Source organism: Coprococcus eutactus, assembly GCF_025149915.1.
GTDB classification, from domain to species: domain Bacteria; phylum Bacillota; class Clostridia; order Lachnospirales; family Lachnospiraceae; genus Coprococcus; species Coprococcus eutactus.
In genome coordinates this window covers 1,506,783-1,525,945 of record NZ_CP102278.1, presented here as the reverse complement: position 1 = coordinate 1,525,945, position 19,163 = coordinate 1,506,783, and the positions used below count along the sequence as shown (strand labels likewise).

General features: G+C 39.6%; 21 protein-coding genes. 3 read left to right on the top strand and 18 right to left on the bottom strand.

Features of this window, described 5'->3' with window-relative positions:
* Nucleotides 1–11: 11 nt before the first annotated feature.
* On the bottom strand, nucleotides 12–632 hold the full coding sequence (lexA, locus tag NQ536_RS06555; protein WP_004850960.1) for a transcriptional repressor LexA: 621 nt from the start codon (nucleotides 630–632) through the stop codon (nucleotides 12–14).
* A 307-nt stretch (nucleotides 633–939) separates the two neighbouring features.
* On the opposite strand from lexA, the gene yneA reads away from it, so the two are divergent.
* The 3 genes from yneA to NQ536_RS06540 all read left to right on the top strand — a co-directional run bounded on the left by yneA (nucleotide 940) and on the right by NQ536_RS06540 (nucleotide 3,442).
* Nucleotides 940–1,269 (top strand): cell division suppressor protein YneA, encoded by a 330-nt coding sequence (yneA, locus tag NQ536_RS06550; protein WP_004850961.1) that lies wholly within the window; start codon nucleotides 940–942, stop codon nucleotides 1,267–1,269.
* A 238-nt stretch (nucleotides 1,270–1,507) separates the two neighbouring features.
* Nucleotides 1,508–2,683 carry a tyrosine-type recombinase/integrase gene (locus NQ536_RS06545; RefSeq protein ID WP_004850962.1) on the top strand — a complete coding sequence of 392 codons (1,176 nt, stop codon included), beginning with the start codon at nucleotides 1,508–1,510 and terminating at the stop codon, nucleotides 2,681–2,683.
* A gap of 39 nt (nucleotides 2,684–2,722) precedes the next feature.
* Nucleotides 2,723–3,442, top strand: coding sequence for a tRNA 2-thiocytidine biosynthesis TtcA family protein (locus NQ536_RS06540; protein ID WP_004850964.1), 720 nt, complete (start codon nucleotides 2,723–2,725; stop codon nucleotides 3,440–3,442).
* Between the two features lie 195 nt (nucleotides 3,443–3,637).
* On the opposite strand, the gene NQ536_RS06535 is transcribed toward NQ536_RS06540, so the two are convergent.
* From NQ536_RS06535 to mreD, 17 genes are all read right to left on the bottom strand, one after another.
* A complete protein-coding gene (locus tag NQ536_RS06535; protein ID WP_022058989.1) occupies nucleotides 3,638–4,252 on the bottom strand; it encodes a cytidylate kinase-like family protein in 615 nt (204 codons plus the stop codon).
* Nucleotides 4,253–4,437: 185 nt separating this feature from the next.
* A complete protein-coding gene (locus tag NQ536_RS06530) occupies nucleotides 4,438–5,352 on the bottom strand; it encodes an RluA family pseudouridine synthase (RefSeq protein WP_004850967.1) in 915 nt (304 codons plus the stop codon).
* Nucleotides 5,353–5,452: 100 nt separating this feature from the next.
* Entirely contained in the window at nucleotides 5,453–5,965 is a 513-nt protein-coding gene (gene lspA / locus NQ536_RS06525) for a signal peptidase II (RefSeq protein ID WP_004850969.1), read from the bottom strand.
* Nucleotides 5,966–5,977: 12 nt separating this feature from the next.
* Nucleotides 5,978–7,063: a 3-dehydroquinate synthase gene (gene aroB / locus NQ536_RS06520; RefSeq protein ID WP_004850970.1), complete on the bottom strand. Its 1,086-nt coding sequence runs from the start codon at nucleotides 7,061–7,063 to the stop codon at nucleotides 5,978–5,980.
* Nucleotides 7,064–7,090: 27 nt separating this feature from the next.
* Nucleotides 7,091–7,801, bottom strand: a complete 711-nt coding sequence (locus tag NQ536_RS06515; protein ID WP_004850972.1) for a DivIVA domain-containing protein — start codon at nucleotides 7,799–7,801, stop codon at nucleotides 7,091–7,093.
* A gap of 36 nt (nucleotides 7,802–7,837) precedes the next feature.
* Nucleotides 7,838–8,470 carry a cell division protein SepF gene (locus NQ536_RS06510; RefSeq protein WP_004850974.1) on the bottom strand — a complete coding sequence of 211 codons (633 nt, stop codon included), beginning with the start codon at nucleotides 8,468–8,470 and terminating at the stop codon, nucleotides 7,838–7,840.
* A gap of 17 nt (nucleotides 8,471–8,487) precedes the next feature.
* A complete protein-coding gene (locus NQ536_RS06505) occupies nucleotides 8,488–9,183 on the bottom strand; it encodes a YggS family pyridoxal phosphate-dependent enzyme (RefSeq protein ID WP_004850975.1) in 696 nt (231 codons plus the stop codon).
* A 59-nt stretch (nucleotides 9,184–9,242) separates the two neighbouring features.
* Entirely contained in the window at nucleotides 9,243–10,643 is a 1,401-nt protein-coding gene (locus NQ536_RS06500; protein WP_004850977.1) for an HlyD family efflux transporter periplasmic adaptor subunit, read from the bottom strand.
* Between the two features lie 98 nt (nucleotides 10,644–10,741).
* Nucleotides 10,742–11,161 (bottom strand): hypothetical protein, encoded by a 420-nt coding sequence (locus NQ536_RS06495; protein ID WP_004850979.1) that lies wholly within the window; start codon nucleotides 11,159–11,161, stop codon nucleotides 10,742–10,744.
* A 93-nt stretch (nucleotides 11,162–11,254) separates the two neighbouring features.
* A complete protein-coding gene (locus NQ536_RS06490) occupies nucleotides 11,255–12,250 on the bottom strand; it encodes a D-alanyl-D-alanine carboxypeptidase family protein (RefSeq protein WP_004850981.1) in 996 nt (331 codons plus the stop codon).
* 18 nt (nucleotides 12,251–12,268) lie between these two features.
* Nucleotides 12,269–12,664 (bottom strand): methylglyoxal synthase, encoded by a 396-nt coding sequence (locus NQ536_RS06485; protein WP_004850983.1) that lies wholly within the window; start codon nucleotides 12,662–12,664, stop codon nucleotides 12,269–12,271.
* 10 nt (nucleotides 12,665–12,674) lie between these two features.
* Nucleotides 12,675–13,844 carry an FtsW/RodA/SpoVE family cell cycle protein gene (locus NQ536_RS06480; RefSeq protein ID WP_004850984.1) on the bottom strand — a complete coding sequence of 390 codons (1,170 nt, stop codon included), beginning with the start codon at nucleotides 13,842–13,844 and terminating at the stop codon, nucleotides 12,675–12,677.
* Entirely contained in the window at nucleotides 13,795–14,130 is a 336-nt protein-coding gene (locus tag NQ536_RS06475) for a cell division topological specificity factor MinE (protein ID WP_004850985.1), read from the bottom strand. The genes NQ536_RS06480 and NQ536_RS06475 overlap by 50 nt, the downstream gene beginning before the upstream one ends.
* Before the next feature lie 11 nt (nucleotides 14,131–14,141).
* Nucleotides 14,142–14,933, bottom strand: coding sequence for a septum site-determining protein MinD (minD, locus tag NQ536_RS06470; protein ID WP_004850987.1), 792 nt, complete (start codon nucleotides 14,931–14,933; stop codon nucleotides 14,142–14,144).
* 24 nt (nucleotides 14,934–14,957) lie between these two features.
* Nucleotides 14,958–15,746, bottom strand: a complete 789-nt coding sequence (locus tag NQ536_RS06465; protein ID WP_004850989.1) for a septum site-determining protein MinC — start codon at nucleotides 15,744–15,746, stop codon at nucleotides 14,958–14,960.
* Nucleotides 15,747–15,814: 68 nt separating this feature from the next.
* On the bottom strand, nucleotides 15,815–18,652 hold the full coding sequence (locus NQ536_RS06460; RefSeq protein WP_004850991.1) for a penicillin-binding transpeptidase domain-containing protein: 2,838 nt from the start codon (nucleotides 18,650–18,652) through the stop codon (nucleotides 15,815–15,817).
* Entirely contained in the window at nucleotides 18,652–19,161 is a 510-nt protein-coding gene (gene mreD / locus NQ536_RS06455; protein ID WP_044997985.1) for a rod shape-determining protein MreD, read from the bottom strand. Before mreD ends, NQ536_RS06460 begins: the two co-directional genes overlap by 1 nt.
* Nucleotides 19,162–19,163: the final 2 nt, after the last annotated feature.

Genomic DNA, 19,163 nt, shown 5'->3' with positions numbered 1-19,163 from the left:
CTTATTAGTTATTACATCTGTCTGAAAAGTCCTATAACTTTTCCAAGAATATCACAGTGTTCAACAATGATTGGATCCATATAATCATTCTCCGGCTGAAGTCTGATATGTCCGTTCTCCTTGAAATAGCGCTTTACAGTAGCCCCATCCTCTATAAGAGCAACTACAATGTCTCTGTTTGAAGCGGAAGAGCACTGTTCAACTATAAGCAGATCTCCGTCATTTATTCCTATGTTGATCATACTTTCGCCCTTAACTCTGAGCATAAATGTCTGATTGTTCGTGTTATGTATGTACTCTGGTGGAACAGGGAAATAATCCATTATATTCTGTGTCGCCAAAATAGGCTGTCCTGCAGCAACCTGACCAACAATAGGTATATTGACAACCTCACGTCTTGAAAGAGCGAAATCATCATCTATAATCTCTATAGCCCTTGGTTTGGTTGGGTCGCGCCTGATATATCCATTCTCCTCGAGAGATGCGAGATGAGCGTGCACGGAAGATGTAGATTTAAGTCCTACAGCCTTGCATATCTCCCTTACTGAAGGCGGATAACCCTTGCTGAGCTGTTCCTCCTTGATATATTCCAGAATCTCGTTCTGTTTATCTGATATCTTTCCTTTTCCCATAAGAAATCCTCCATTACATGATAATCTAATTAAATGTTAATCTAACCGATGATCAATTATTAATTTTCTTAATCAGTAATTTTATAATAGCACATATGTTCTTGTATTGCAAACTAATGTTCTTATGAGTAAAAAAATGGACAGTATTTAGTGCATAATGAACCTAGACATGTGAGATGGATCCAATCACAAAAACTACAAAAACAATATATCGTACAAATGTTCGAATAAACTATTGACATCAAAACATGTGTTCGATATAATACTAACATGATCAAAACAAACATACGTTCAGGAGGGATTTATTATGAATAAACTTTTCAATATAATAAGCAGCAAGAAGATAAGTATAATAATCACGATCATCGTGATATCAATTTTATATCTAGCCGTCACACACAAGGATGCTTCAGAGGCGGACGCAACCAATGCAAGCACAAAATATTATACATGTATAAGCATCAAAGATGGAGACTCCCTTTGGGATATTGCAGATGAGTATATGACAGACGAATATGTATCTAAGCAGGAATATATTGATGAGGTGGTATCAATCAACAAGCTGGATGATGAGTCTTCTATAACAGCTGGATGCAATCTTGTAGTTCCTTATTACAAAGTATCAGAATTCAACTAGTAACTAATTAACTGATAAGCAAGCAGCTATAAAGCATTCAACTAAATCTAAAATAGCAATCGGGGATGAGAGTATGCAGGAACTTGATAATACATCAATAGTCACAAAGTTCCAGCATACTCAATTTTTGTTTTGCTTGATGTTGCTTGATGTTTTATTTGAGATAAAACTATTCGCAAAACTCAGGTTTTACGAATAAAGTATAGCAAAGAGAATCTATTTATGCTATACTTTAAATATGTTAGATATGTTTTACAAGGAGGTCACATCTATGGCAAAGGCCTATAGCAAACAGATGGATGAAAATAACATATTGTTGCTCAGGGAAATATTATCAGAACTTCCACAATATGTGACGATTACATTTCGCGGAATCGAGAACACAACATCCACACGAACAAGACTTGGATATGCAAGGGATATAAAGATATTCTATGAATTTCTGTGCGAACACAATCCATACTTTAATGGTAAAACTCCAAAAGATATAAAAACTGATGATCTCAGCCGGCTTGAAGCTGAAGACATCGAAGAATTCCTTGATGCCATGCGTTTATACGAGAAAAACGGGCGTACATACACCAATGGCGAACAAGCGTTAAAGCGCAAATTATCGGCGTTAAGAGTTTTTTTTGCCTACCTATATAAGAACAACCGTATTGACTCAAACGCTGCAGAAAAGGTTGATATGCCCAAGATACATGAAAAAAAGATCATCCGCATGGAGCCAAACGAAGTTGCTGATTTTCTCGACAACGTTGAATATGGTGACGGCCTGACTGAACGCCAGAAAAAATATCACGAAAAGAATAAAGTTCGAGATTTGGCTCTTTTGTCACTCATGCTTAGCACAGGTATGCGTGTATCAGAATGTGTGGGTATTGATATACACGACATCGACTTTGATAATATGCGTATAAAAATAATACGAAAAGGTGGAAAGGAAGCTTTTGTATATTTCAGCGATGAAGCATGCGAAGCTCTAATAAAATATCTAGAAGAAAGGAAAAAACTTGTGCCTGAATCAGGACATGAGAATGCTCTTTTTCTCTCATCGCAGTTAAAAAGGATCTCTGTCAGATCAGTTGAGAATATTGTGAAGAAATACTCTCTCACCTCTGTTCCGCTCAAGCACATAACACCGCATAAATTGAGGAGCACATTTGGCACCGAACTTTACCGGGCTACGGACGACATATATCTTGTGGCAGACGTACTTGGACATTCAGATGTAAATACTACACGTAAGCATTATGCTGACATGGATGAGGACAGAAAAAGGCGATTCAGGAATGAAGTTCAGTTGCGCGAAAAACGTCCTGTAGTCAATGAGGACTTAGACAGAGCTCGAACTCCTCAAAACGTGCAGAGTGAAACAAATCAGGAAAAAATTGATAACAAAAAGCAAGAATAATTTACAATAATAGTATTATGTCAACAAGGAGCTTAACTAATGAAAATTCAGAAACTTTTATCATACACAAGACGTGCTGTGACAGATTACAATATGATCAGTCCGGGTGACCGCATTGCCATAGGAATATCCGGGGGCAAAGACAGCCTTACATTGCTGTATGCCATGGCAAAGCTGAAGAAATTTTATCCAATACCATTTGAGCTCGAGGCCATAACCGTTGACCTTGGTTTTGAAGGCTTTGACACATCAGAACTCAGAGAATATTGCGAATCTCTTGATGTACGATATAGCGTATGTAAAACTCAGATAGGCGAAATTATATTTGATTATAGAAAAGAGTCAAATCCATGTTCTCTCTGCAGCCGGATGAGAAAAGGCGCTTTCAACGACTGTGCAGTCAGTCTAGGATGTAACAAGATCGCTTATGCCCACCACAAAGATGATGTGATTGACAGTTTTCTCATGTCGATGCTCTACGAAGGACGCATACACACCTTCTCCCCAGTAACACATCTTGAGAAAACTGGTGTAACACTCATTAGGCCCCTTATATACGTTTTGGAAGGCGAAATAAGAGCGTTTGCCCGTGCAAATGCACTCCCAGTATGCAAAAATCCTTGTCCGGCTGACGGCGTTACAAAGCGTCAGGAGAGCAAGGATATAATTGATGAGTTAAAGGTACGAGTTCCTGATGTAAAAGACAGGATATTTTCATCTATTGAAGGTGCAGGGATCGATGGATGGGTGAGACATTAGAGAGTTATTCCGCGGAAATCTATCGATTAAATTCAAATAAAAAAGAGGTAATCAGCCTCTATGTGTAATATATGTGTATGATAAACATCATATACATTAATTAAATATGGAAACACATAACCAGGCTGATTGCCTCTTTATTATATTTTTGCATGAATTTTTATACATGCAAGTTATTTTGATCAATAATTCTGATCAATAATTGTTTACAATGTCATAGAGCAGATCAATGGTCTTATCTATACCATACTTTGATGTGTTGATACAGATATCATACCCCTTCATCTCACCCCAGCGCTTTGATGTATAATAGTTGTAATATGACGCTCTGGCCTTATCCTCTTTCTTGATCATATCCTTTGCCTTTGACTCACTGATATTGTACTTCTTCGCTATTCTGGCAGCTCGATCCTCCATGTCTGCATATAGGAATACGTTGACAACATTGTCAAGATCTCTGAGGGCATAATCTGCACATCTGCCTACAAACACACAAGAACCGTCTTTCTCAGCCAGGTTCTTGATTGTGTCAAAAGCAGCAAGGAAAACCTTGTGATTGAGTGGAAGTTCTGTCGAACTGCCAAATCCAAGGGAATATGGATCCATGACCAACGAATATAAGAAACTGTTTGTAGGTTTCTCATCAAAGCTGTCGAATATCTCTTCACATATCCCACTGTCCTTAGCTGCTTCCTTGAGCAGTTCCTTATCATAAAATGGAATGTTCATTTTTTCAGCGAGCGCCTCACCTATCTGCTTTCCGCCGCTTCCAAACTGTCTTCCTATAGTAATTATCTTCTTTTCTGCCATAATAACCACTCCCATCTTCTTGTAATATTTATATGTCCAATATGCCAATTATATATGACTTATGTACAAAATACTTAAAATCTTATATATGTTATTATAACATTTATACAATAAAGTGTAAATAAAAAAGTATAGACAATTGACTGTTGTTTGCAACAATTGTCTATACTAAGGTGTATGCTGAGTTATTTTAATTTCTCAAGAACCGCTTTAAAATACTCCGGCAGTTCCGCTTTAAATTCAACATATTCGCCGGTGGATGGATGTATAAATCCAAGAACACCCGCATGAAGAGTCTGCCCCTGAAGCTTAAACGGACATTTCTTCGGTCCATATACTTCGTCACCCAGGATGGGATGACCGATAGATGCCATATGCACACGTATCTGGTGCGTACGCCCCGTCTCTAACTGACATTCTATGTATGTGTAACGGCCGCCAAATCTCTCAAGGACACGATAATGAGTGACTGCCCTGCGTCCGTTTCTATTATTGATAGCCATCTTCTTTCTGTCCTTTGGACTTCTTCCGATGGGTGCATCCACTGTGCCTTCATCGGAAGAAATATTTCCATAAACGATTGCATAGTACTTTCTGGTGATGCTATGCTCGTGAAGCTGCTCAGAAAGCGCTCTGTGGGCATTATCGTTCTTGCATACCACCAATACGCCTGTGGTGTCCATATCGATCCTATGGACAATTCCGGGCCTGAATTCGCCGTTTATACCCGACAGTGAACTTCCAAAATGGTACATAAGACCGTTTACAAGTGTTCCACTATAATGACCAGGTGCCGGATGCACAACCATGCCCTTGGGTTTATTTACGAGAATAACATCATCATCTTCATATATGATATCAAGCGGAATGTCCTCTGGCACAATATCTATGCTCACCGGATCTGGCACAGATATATCTATCATATCGCCAGCTCTAACTTTGTAACTCGGCTTCACAGCCTTTGAATTCACAAGTATCAGACCATCATCAAAGAGTTTCTTGATAAACGATCGTGAGTACCCATCAAAATATTCACTTAAAACCTTATCAAGCCTTCTGTCAGTCCATTCCTCGGACGACTCCAGATTATACTCTTCCATAATAAATCTACCTTATCTACCTTATATTCCTTAACTTAGTAATTCTATATTATTTTATATTGTATTCCATTTTCATAGAATTTTTCATATTCATAGTTTATCAAGATTTAGTCTTTGAACTATGAAGTATATCCGTAAGATCATCATCCTTGTACCTGAACATTATAAGTATGACTATAACTATAAAACTACATGTCACATATATATCTGCCACATTGAACACCGGAAAGTTGATGAGACAGAAATCAAACATATCCACAACAAATCCCCTAACGATTCTGTCAATCATATTGCCAATCGCACCGGATATGAGAAATACAAGACAGATTCTAAGAGGAGTAAATTTTGTATCTGTTCTCCTAGCAAGCTGTATATATACATAGATAGATCCGATAAGGATCACTGTTGTAATTATGAGGAGAAATACTACCTTGCCTGAAAAGCTTCCCCAGGCAGCACCTCTGTTCTGTACATATGTGAGCTGAAATACATTATCTATGAGTGGCTGGCTCTCTCCAACTGAAAAGGAAGAGTCTATCAGGTATTTGACGAACTGATCTAGACTGATAAGCACAGCCATAACCAGTATCGCAAGTGGAAGTCTTTTTTTCATGATTTTTCCCTCTCATCTCTCTGTAAATGCCTTTTTCATATCGTCAACAGTTATATCCATATTGATATACGCATTGCCTATGTCGTGTAAAAGTATGAATTTAATCTTGTCGCCGACCATCTTCTTATCATTGCGTGTATACTCAATGACCTTATCTGCGTCAACTGGATAATCCTCAAGCGTTGGGAAGCCAAATGCGTCAAAAGCTGTAGTTATGGTATCCAGAGTTTCTTTATCTATATCGCCATTATTCTTTGATATGATAGCTGCAAGACAGCAACCTATGCCGACACAGGCTCCATGGCTCAACTTCAGATCTAGATATCTCTCTATCGCATGCCCAAGGGTATGTCCGAAGTTTAGGAGAGCTCGTTCTCCCTTCTCAGTCGGATCATTCTCTACAACCAGCCTCTTGATGTTACAGCTTGCACGTATCATCTCCATAAGGATATCCGGCTCCTTAGCCAATATACAGTCTCTGTTCGTCATAAGCCAGTTGAAATAGTCCTTATCCTTGATAAGACCATGCTTTATTATCTCGCCCATACCTGACATGAATTGGTCGTCTGACAGAGTGCTTAGGGTAGATACATTTATATATACAAGCTTTGGCATATGGAATGCGCCTACCATATTCTTGTACGAATCGAAGTCAACACCGGTCTTTCCTCCTATGCTGCTGTCTACCTGTGCGAGAAGACTTGTAGGTATCTGTACAAAATCTATGCCTCTTAGATATGTTGCAGCGGTAAATCCGGTGATATCTCCAGTGACACCTCCGCCAAGAGCTATAAGCATATCCTTTCTGTCAAATCTGGCATGAATAAGTTTCTCATATATGTATTTCACTGTGTCAAGATTTTTGTTTGCCTCCCCAGCCTCGAACACTACAGATATTATTTCTTTGCATTTTCCTCTGAGTTGATTCTCTATAGCCTCAAGATATAATGGTGCGACATTGCTTTCTGTGACAATACACACCCTTTTATCAGCAATTCCCTGTCCGGCTAAAAGCTCAGGCAGGGAATTAAAATCGTTTGCAAAGAAAATGTCATAGATAGGTTCACCATTTTGGTGAACGGTAAGATAATTATTCATAATAACATTCTCCCTGATAAGTATTTTCTAGTTTCCAAATGGATTTACAAATGATTTGCCACCAAGATTCTTGGTATATACTGATGAATCACTTGTTACATTGCCGCCACCGGCACCGCCAAGGGTTGAATCGCCCATCGCTGAACCACCACCAGAGCCAAGAGTTGATTCCTCACGTCCCTGTGGATCTCCGTCGAATGAACCCATAAATGAATTCATGGCCGCATTCTGGGTGGCAGACGATGAATATGCCTTAGCCTCGCTCAGCACATCGTCAAATTCAATTCCCATCTCCTCATTGATAGGATTCTGTGCAAGAAAATTCATGTGAGAATCCATCAGCGCCTTAAACGCACACACGTAATCCTTATACTGCTGTTTGATGCCATCTATGCTGTTTTCGATACGTTCAAGTTCTTCTCGTGCTTCCTGAACGATGTTGTTAGCCTTAATCTTTGCATCATTCTCTATAAGTCTTGCCTTATCTGTTGCATTCTTGGTTGACTCTTCCGCATTCTTCTCAGCAAGCATAAGTGACTTCTGAAGCTTTGACTCAGTCGTTCTGTAGTGGACAAGGCTGTCTGTGAGAGTCTTAACCTGATTTGTAAGATCCGCGTTCGACTTATATAATTCAGTGTAACTGAGCACTACCTTATCAAAGAATGCATCAACATCCTTCTTGGCATAGCCCATACCATGTGCAAATTTTTTCTGTTGTAAATCAACTGGTGTAAGCATATGTATTCCCCCATAAATACCCTTATTAATACTATATTAGTACGTTGCCTTTGAAAGATCCTCTCCGCCAAGAGATCCTCCCGCCAATTCTTCTCTAAGATCACCAGATACATATGTACCGTTAGGTGTGGCAAGGAATATGTTGCCTGAGATAGCCTGGAACAGACCGTTCACAGCATAGCTTGCACCTCCTATGAAATCAGCAATTCTCTGTGCGGTTGGAAGATCAAGATCCTCCATGTTGATAACGATGATCTGTCCTCTGTTGAGGTGATCGATTATCATCTGTGCATCATCGAACTCATCCGGCTTGATAACAAAAACCTCGCTGTCATCATATGAATCTCTATCCGATCTGCTGTTTATTGATACAAGCTTACTGTTCTGTGAGCTCTTAGCAGTCTTTGTTTTGGATACATTGCCTGATGGTGTTCTTGAATTCTTATATTTGTTAAATGATTTTAATGGTGAAGCCTTAGCTCTGTCTGATGCTGCATCTGATCCATCATCATACTCTTCCTCTGAATCATAAGCTTCATCATATGGATCGTCATACTCATCTTCCATCTCATCTTCATCATCAAACATATCATCATCAAAGTCATCGTCATTTGAGTCAGTTATTTTAAAAAGGTCAAGAAAACTCTTCTTTGCACTACCCTTTGCCATGATCGTTCTCCTTTAATCTATATATTATAATTTCTGGCGCCAAATATACCCGTGCCAACTCTTACCAAGGTTGCTCCTTCTTCAACAGCAACTTCGTAGTCGTTTGTCATTCCCATCGACAAGACGCTCATATCAATATTATCAATGCTTTTTGATTGTATGTCAAGTGATAAATCCCTTAATTTGCGGAAATAGACTCTGTTATCCTCAGGGTCATCGACAAACGGAGCTATAGTCATAAGACCTTTTACCCTTATATGAGGGAAATCTTTTATCTCATTTATCAGCGGAAGTACCTCCTCGCAAGCAAGGCCGAATTTACTCTCCTCCTGTGCAACATTAACTTCTATAAGGATATTTACTGTGACATTATGTTTTGCCGCCTCTTTCTCAATGGTCTTAGCTAGATTAAGAGAGTCCACAGAGTGTATCATACACACCTTATCTACAATATATTTAACCTTATTCGTCTGAAGATGGCCTATCATGTGCCAATTGACATTCCTTGAAACATTTTCATACTTGTCGACTAGCTCTTGTACCTTGTTTTCTCCAAAGTCTATGGCTTTCGTGTCTCGGAGTATCTCCTCGATATCCGAAAGCGGCTTTGTCTTGCTCACTGCTATGAGCGTTACATCTTCAGGATTTCTTCCAGTTCTCACGCATGCATTATCTATCCTGGATCTTACCTCTTCGTAATTCTCTTTAAGCATTTAGTTCATCTCCTATAAATGTTTTCTTATATAAGTTTTTTCATGCAATGTTTTATCTGTCAGTTCAACATATCTCCCTCATTCATGGACTTTCCATCTAAGAGGATCCTGTCATATCGTGATATACCATATGATATGCCTGGCTCTACTATAGAGTAATCATCTCCAGAAACCTTTACAACGATCCTTCTGAACTGTGCGGTTCCCTTTGTGACACAGAGGACGCCGCTCATGGTGTATCTTGCTGCTGTTGCAACAGAAAAAGTCTCATCCGAATCCGTTTTCTTTAAAACAGCATCGGAATCTATCTCGGACATATCCACGTAACAGAATCTTTCATCTTGAAAATATATAAGAGGACTTATCAGATCCACTGTCTCTTTTCCAGCTTTATAGACCTGCTGCGTAAAGTATATTTTTTCTTCGTCATCCGCTCCGCTTGTGAGAAAATCAACAGGTATCATATAAGCCTCTTTTTCCACTATCGCAGTCTGTGGGATTTTCAATCCACTTGACTCTTCAAAGCTGAAATTGATATCTAGGAATCTTTCATTTACATACTGTGATATGTATTTGTTAAATGAGACAATTATATAATAATTTCCGTCCTTCTCCAGTTTCTCATAATCCGTGGTAAGTTTCCTGCTTGAATCGTTGATGGTATATGATATCATAGACGATTTTGTAATTTTTTCATATTCTTCCTTAGTGAGGAGAATCGCTATCTCCCAGCTCTCATCGTCCACGAGCTTGCACACAGGACTTCCAGCTTCAACTCCATTTTCAGTTTTTAATGTTTGCTTGGAATAAACAGTTTTGTCAAAAAGCTCCGGTGAAATATCCTTGACCGTAACATTTTCATATCCATCTTGATAATAGGTTACAAGACCGCTAAATGGTGCCTTATCTGCGTTTAACATGTTTGATACAGTGCTGCCACCAGCCATCTCTATGGCTTTTTCCTCAAAAAGCTCCAGAAGATTATTGTCGATGCTGGTCTTGAAACTGTACATATCTCCAAAACTGCTATCTGAAAATCCTGTCTTAAACATCTTTATCTGCTTTTTTAGATTTGAATAGTCATCACTTGTAAACGCATCCCCACCATTTGCTTGTATTGTCTCCATGGCATCCTGTATAGATCCTGAACTGTCCATCGCATATATATTTGAGCTCTTTGAGACCTTCTGACCGTCTCTGACGTAGTAGTAAGGCATTCCCGAAACCTTTGCAGTAACAAGTGTTTCTTTCCTTATCGCAAGTCCAGTGGCTGTGAAATCAGTGTCATATGAGCTCTGCTCAACTGTGAATATAACCGGTGAAGAACTGTTTATGGAATTGATAATCATAATCAGTATATATATAAAGACAATGGTAAAAAGAATGGCTCCAAATCCTGGCATTTTAAGTTCCGGCTTCTTGAAGTCTGACATCTTTTTCTTTCTTTTTATTGTTGCCATAAGAATATCTCCTGTCTTGTCGTTTTACCAAAACAAGAAAATGGCTGGCATTATGTACGCATACATGTACCACGCCAACCATTTCCTGTTTTCCGTTTCTATAAAGCAGCAATTACGCAGTCTTTAAAGTCGTCAGGCACACCGTTTACATCTGTTGCCAGACATATAACTATGTCTACATTGAACATGTCAGAGATGTTTTTAATCTCATCCAACGCTTCTACAATGTGTGATTCACCAACATAGGCAACCGTCTTGAAATTATCGATATATATCTTTTCGATATCTGTATTCTGAGAGATTATGCCTCTTATAAAGCCAGTAAATGCATCAAGCTTACTTATTCCATAATTTGTACAGTTGATCATCTTGACACGATTGCTAAGCTCATACATATGCTTGTTATTATTATCAAGGAATACTACGGTACCTGAAACAACCTTTACATCATTGTTTACCTTGTCAATCAATGCCTTTGTCTTTCCTTTTCCCTTATCTCCTGTAATAATGTGAATCATTTTTGTGCCTCCTAAACTTGTTTTATTTATTACATATTTATTATTCCAACTGCCCCTTGAAAAGGCTGCAGCTATCAGCTATAATAACACAACTTATTTGGCGGTGTTTATCATCTCCGTCATTCCGCTGTACAGAGCTTCTTTTCCATCCGCACCGGCTATGATCGCAACATATTCATGACCTGTGGAATCATTCTTGAGTTCCATTATAAGACAGTTCAAAGCTTCCTCAGTTGTACCTGTCTTCCATGAACCTATAGAGTAGCCATCCGGAAGATTTACTTCTCCTGTCAAATATTCATTTGTAGGCTCAATGGTAACTACCTGTTCATTTCCGTCTGCATCTGTATATGTAAAGTCATACGTTGAAAGAGAATCGATCATGTATGCAAGATCATGCTTTGAAAACTCATCAAGTATCAGATACAGATCATATGCCGTCGTATAATGGTCATCTGAATGAAGTCCATGGCAGTTCTCAAAATGTGTGTTTGTTGCACCTATCTCCTGCGCCTTTTCATTCATCATATCACAGAATGCCGATTCACTTCCCGCTATAAGCTCTGCAAGGATAACTCCACAGTCGTTATATGATGTTATCATAAGTCCGTACAGAAGATTCTTGACGTTGATCCTGCATCCTCCGACTAGATCGCTAGCCATGGCATCCCAATCGTCAAATGTAACTTTTCTATTGAGAGTCACCATATCGTCAAGCGATATTTCTCCCTTTTCTATGCTCTCTATAACAAGGAGCCCCGTCATGATCTTGGTCATACTCGCAGGATATATCTTTTTATGTGCATTGTGTGCGATAACCGGCTCTCTTGTGGTGTTGTCAAGAAGCATTGCGGCATAAAAGCCGCTGTAATTTGCCGCATTGACTTCTTCATTCTTGCCAACAACAGCATATTCCTGAGCCATTCCACAATCACTGTATAGTGGCAGGTTTGGCAGTACACCAATGTCGAGCTGTTTCCCTGCTTTGTAGGTCTTGCTTCCACATCCTGTCAACAAAACCAGCGAGCATGTAAGAACCAGTGTTGTAACTTTAAACAGCCTATTTCTGACTGAATGATGTTTTAACATGATAACAAGCCCTCCATTTTACTTATAGAACTCACGCCAGTCAAGATCCCCCCTGTCCAGTGCAAGGATCAGAAGCTCTGCCGTTGCAAGATTAGTTGCAAGCGGAATATTGTGTGTATCACACAGTGTGAATATATTGTTGATATCCGGCTCATGCTTCTTTGGATGAAGCGGATCTCTCAGGAAAATGACCATATCTATGTCGTTGTTCTCTATCTGGGAACCGAGCTGCTGCTCACCTCCGAGATGTCCTGCAATATACTTGTGAACAGAGAGGTTTGTTACCTCTTCTATAAGTCTTCCTGTTGTACCTGTCGCATAAAGCTCATGTTTGTTAAGAATCCCTCTATAGGCAATACAGAAGTTCTGCATAAGTTTCTTTTTGGCATCGTGTGCTATCAAACCAATATTCATGGGTATCCTCCTAATACTTTTTCTTTTGCAAATTGACGTTGAGTACCATTCCCATTCCGGCACACAGACTGACTAGTGAACTTAGTCCATAGCTTATGAATGGAAGTGGCAATCCGGTATTTGGCAGGATGGACGTTGCAACTCCGATATTGATAAATGACTGCAGACATATAAGTGCTGCCATACCGGTCGCAATGTACATTCCTTTTTTATCACTCGAGCGCCTAGCAATCCTAATACATTGTAACACTATGAGCAGTAAAATTGCAATAATAATAACACTTCCAATGAAGCCTAATTCCTCTCCAACAGCTGAGAAAATGAAATCTGTCTGCTGCTCGGAAATGAGGTTCGTATCCTTTACCGTTGCCACATCTGAACTATTAATGCCCTTGCCTGTAAGCTGTCCTGAACCTATAGCCATAATTGAGTTGTTCTGCTGATCCTGTGATGCACCATACTCACTACCATACATATGTCCAAGGATTCGTCCCCTTTGGTATTCACTCAGTATCTGTGGGAGGTTGTCCTGCTGTATATACCAAAAGAATCCACCAAAACACGGAATGAGCACAAGAACTGCTATTCCTATTATTTTGAGGCTGAGTCCCGCGATAAATATGACTATAAACAATGTCGCACATATACATAAAGTTGTCGACAGATCCGGCTCAACAAATATGAGTCCGATAGGAATTGCCAGAAATAATGCCAATTTAAGCAGTGTTTTCACCGTATTCAGATCATCGGCATGCTTTTCAAGAAACACCGCAGTACATATTATGAGTATTATCTTGGAAAACTCTGACGGCTGTATTGTAAATGAATCCGATATGGCAAACCATCTGCTGGCTCCGTGTGAGTCCGACCCTGATCCAAATAATAATACAAGTCCCAGGAGGACTATATTTATTCCATATAGCACCATGTAATACTTGCATATAAAATTGTAATCTATCAATGAAACGATGATTATTCCAATTATACATGCCCCCACACCTATGAGCTGTTTTACAAGTTTAGTCTCATCAACGCTCACAATTATGACGGATCCAAATGCCATGGCCGCCATAATTAACAGTAGCAATTTAAAATTGTAATCCAGTATGCTGTATTTTTTCTTGTCCTGATCAAGACTGAACTGTTTTAAGTTCAGCTGATCCTTCTTCAATAGCTTCATAATTCACTGATCCTTGTCTTGTTGCTTTGTGTTCATATCTGTTATCTGTGTTATCATCCTGACTGCCCGCAAGTGGAATGTAGGCAATCAGCATTTTTTCTTTGACATGTATATCTATGTCTGACTCTTTAACGCTCAGATAGCGTTCAAGTTCATTTTTTATAGTATGTCTCAGTCCATCGATAAAATCTGGATTACAGCCTATTCTGTCTGAGGCAAGCATTGTAACCAGTCTTTCTCTGGCATAACTTCCTGTATTGTACAAATATACTCTGTTATTCATCATCACTCCTCCCTTCAGGCTCTTTTACGTCTGAACAGAGAGCGAAGTGAACGGTTCCGGGAATTATAATGGTCTTCCGCCTCTATGGAATCATCAATGATCTTCTTGCATATACTCATGTATGCCTGTCCAGATCTCGAATGTCCATTTACGACAGGATCACCTTTGTTTGTTGAAATAACGATGTCCTCATCATCGGCTATAACTCCAAGTAGATCAACTCCCAGTATATCAACAACGTCATCAGCGGACATCATATTGCCCTTTTTGACCATATCATATCTGATTCTGTTTATTATAAGGTGCTGCTTCTCTATGCCATAGGCCTCGAGGAGTCCTATTATCCTGTCGGCATCCCTTATAGCGGAAACCTCAGGTGTTGTAACTATAACAGCCCTGTCCGCAGCGGCAATAGCATTTCTGAATCCCTGCTCTATCCCCGCAGGACAATCTATGATTATGTAATCATACTCCTGTCTGATCTCATCTACAAGTTTTACTATCTGCTCCGGACTCACCGCTGTCTTGTCCCTTGTCTGCGCACACGGAAGCAGAAACAGATTGTTATAGTTTCTGTCCTTTATGAGGGCCTGTTTAAATCTGCAGTTTCCCTCTATAACATCGATGAGATTATATACTATCCTGTTCTCAAGTCCCAGCACAACATCCAGATTTCTGAGACCAATATCAGTGTCGATCATCACGACACTGTTTCCAAGAGCTGCGAGACCAGTACCTATGTTTGCTGAGGTCGTTGTCTTGCCAACGCCTCCCTTTCCTGATGTAACGACTATAACTTCACACATAATACAATCCTCCTGAAAATACTATCATATGTATGTTATACTTATCGAAGTTCCATCATTTGCTGCGACCACAGACGAATCTGAGTAATTCCTTATATTTGGAAACTCAGATCTAGCATTTCCTATCTGCAGAAATTTCGGTGCCATATACATGGCAAGGACGAAGCTGTCATATTTGTTGCTTTTCCCGGCTATCGCCGTTCCATACAGACCGCCGATCACTATTATGTTTCTTCCAGAGACGACCTTTGCCTCCCTGGCCACATTGCCAAGTATAATGACATTTCCCTTTATCTCCAGAGTCTGCTTTCTTCCTATATCACCTATGAATATATACGGTATGTCTTTCCTGGCATACTTTTTGTTGTAAATACTGTCATCATTTGTAATACCAGTACCACGAAACATATTCATTTGACTCCCGATGTGATTATCTATACTGTTTTCTGTAAATTTTGACACATGCGTCACATTTTCGTATCCGGACCTTATCGCACTATCACAAAAAGTCTCTGTATATTTATTATAATTATCCGTTTTGGTGCTTCCAGATTCTTTTTTGTACCTGAATGATACATTATTCATATCCAGGTCGTTAAGAAAGTCTATTATCATGTGCGACTCAGCCTCCGTCGGAGCGTCGCCCCTGAAGGCGACAGCAATTGTGCCCTTTTTCTCAAAAGCACATGCATTGTGACTGAATCTACGGTACAACTCGCTGCAGATTTCATCCATTGACATATGAGCCGGTACATATACAGCAATGCCGGATCTATCTGCTTTGATAGATAATCTTGTTATCTTGTCCTCCATATCATCCGCTCCTGTCAAAACAGCTTCTTACACACAGGTCCTGTGATCTGTGATATATCCTTGGCAGATTAATCTGAAATTTGGTTATTTCCTGTTATTCCAACTGTATCCAGTTTGTCTGGATCATACATATATGCATATACCATGCCGGCAAGTTCTTCGGCATTACCGGATGTGCATCCGTGTGGAATTACACACGTAACACTGACCTCAGGATTTTCATATGGAGCAAATGACACAAACAGAGCATGATCAGGTCTTGTCAAGTCCTCCTCTGCAGTTCCAGTCTTACCGGCAACCGCAACATTTATCTGATTTATAAGTGCATATGAGCTGGTATGATCACTTACCATGAGTCTCATACCCTGTTTTATCACTGACCACTGACTATCAGTAAGATCTATTGTACTTTCAGGAACATTGTCATTCTTATATACTGTCCTTCCCTCTACATTCTTGATCTCATTTACAAGTGTCAGATCATAACATTTTCCCTCGTTTGCAATTGCTGTAACGTATCTTGATAGCTGAACCGGAGTGTAGTTGTTTGTACCCTGACCAATTGCAGAACGTACCGCATCAGAGTCTGAAATATGAGGATCTATCTCCTCTATCTCCACACCTGATTTTCTATTAAGGCCAAATAATGTAGCGTATTTCTGAAGCTTGTCAATACCCTGTGCATCCTGATATACGCCGTTGCTGTCTGTTGCAAGCCGGTAACCAACCTCATAAAAGAATCCATTACAGGAAACCTCTATTGCCTCTGCCAGTCCAAGGGCACCATGTCCTCCAGTTAACCAGCATTTTGGCGAAGGAGAGATCTTGGTGAAGGTTCCATAATCTGTTATGACAGAACCAACATCAATAACTCCCTCTCCAAGGCCAGCAGCAGATACGAGCATCTTGTATGTTGAACCTGGCGCCGTTCTCTGCATAGTAGCTCTGTTGTACATTGGCGTTGTCTTATCCGAAGTTATCTTATCATAATAATCTGAATCGATAACATTTGTCAGCTTATTATTGTCATAGCTTGGATATATTGCCATAGCTCTAACTTGTCCCGTCTCGGTATCAGTTACAACAATTGAACCAGAACAAGGGTCTAATGCAAGCATTGCAGGAGTGAGTTCAAGCTTCTGTATCTTTCTGTATATAAATTCAAAGCTTCCCATTGTACCCGACGCAAATGCATCGTAATCCTCATCTGTTGTACTATTTAGGATTCCCTGGTCGTATAAAAGGTATATAACCTGAGAACCTGTTATTTCTCCTGATAATATCATATATTTGAAAACGAGTTTGTCGAAATCGGTATCTTCTTCAAATTCTTTGAGAACATAGTCAACAACCACGTCGTATATCTCATCTGTATCATAGTAATCACTGTGTGTCTCTATATCATCTATGTTAATCGCACCCTGACTTATGCAATACTTGAGATATTCATAGAGTGATATCTTATCATTTATATAGTCATTGTATGTTGTGCTGTCCTTATCAATTGCACTGCTGTCATAAACCCCGTTGTCACTCAGCGTCTCACATATGAACTCCATGTAATCCTTGTACTGGTCTGACAGATTATATAACTCTGTGTGACTATTCTTAAGAATATCTGCAAGATTGTCCAAAGTATACTGTCTGCTGGATACAAATGTGTTGTATACAGTCTTTTCGTTGTCTGTGGCATTTGCGGCATTGAGCAGCTTCATATCTATAATGTTATTATCAAAAAGCCCATAGTACACTTCGGTGATCGGGATGTCATCCTTCTCTGTAGATGATGTCACATTCTTAAGGTTTGTGAGTATGATCGCCGAGAGCTCCTTCTCAAGTGCGTTATAGCAGTACTTTTGAAGATCTGTGTCGAGTGTGAGGTATATATCATTGCCCGCAACTGTGTCGGTTTTGTCTATGATCTCGAGCACCTTTCCCATGTTGTCGACATACATCTTCTGTGAGCCGTCAGTTCCACGGAGCTGTTCCTCGTACGACTGCTCAAGACCAAGCTTTCCAATCATGGCGTTGGTACTGTATTTCTGATTATCTGGAAGCTTGGCATTGTACTCTTCCAGCTCCTCGTTTGAGATATTTCCTATATATCCGATTATATGAGAAAAATATATAGCGTCATTGTATACTCGGTTTGACTCTATGCTCACGTCCATTCCGAGAAGGGTATCCATATTCTCGGTTATCGCTGCATAGCTCTGCTGGCTTATGTTGTTTGCTATATCTACAGTCATATACTGCTGATATCTGTTGAGCCACACCTCATAACGGACGGCAAGTATCTTTAGCACATATGCATCTGAATACTCGTCTGATATGTTGAAAAGCTCATCGCTTCTCATATAGTCAAATACTTCCCTCGCCGTTGCATTTTTCTGCTTATCTGTCAGGTCATCGACTGAGGATGCACCAAATACATTCATGTAAAATGTATTGAGCTGGGCTCCACTTATCGTGAATTTCATATTTCCATTAGCATCGAGGGATATCGGCAGCTTTACAGAGAGGCTGTCGCCATTTTGCTCGAGGATAAGTATAGTCTTGTATACAATTTCATTTCTCAGCTCATTTTCTGTGATGTCTTTTTCTGCCGCTGCTTCAGAAAGATCGGCATTGCTCGTAAAGCTCAGATTGTATGATGACTCATTGTACGCAAGCAGGTTGCCGTTGCAGTCAAATATTTTTCCTCTTGTCGCTTTCACAGATACCGTCTTTAACGACTTGTACTGAAAATTAGTCTGGTACTTTTCACCGTTCACTATCTGCAAATTAAACAGCCTATACACCAGCACACCAAAAAGGCACAGGAATATCAGCGTAACATAGAATATCCTGCTCTTTAACTTTTCAAGTATAAATTCTTTTATTATCTCCAATATATCTCTGATCACTAAGTTTCACTTCCTTTTTCAGCACGTTTCAGTCTCCGGTTGACGAATACGAAGAATTTGAAAACTATCATAGTCAATATCGCTGTATAAATCATATCTGGAAGTATTATCTCCCTGAGGTACAGGCCAAAACTGAGCCTGTTTCTCATAACAAAGAATATGATAAATGTTATAAAATTAAATATAAAATCATCAAACACTATGATGATGATCGGAAGAAGTACGTCCTCCACAAGGTAAAGTCTGTGAAAGAAACCGTTGCAGTAACCTATCAGCATATAGATTATCATGAAAGGTCCTATGGCAAAACCAAAGTAGAGATCATATAAAAAACCGCAGAAAAAACCAACCAACATTCCTTCCTTTCGGCCTCTCATAAGTCCAAAGGACACAGTAAGTATCAGCAGAAGATTGGGGGTAGCCCCGGCAACTTCAATATAAGGAAAGAGTGCCGACTGAAGCACAAAACATACTATTATAAGAATCCCTAATGTTATTACTCTTCTCAAAA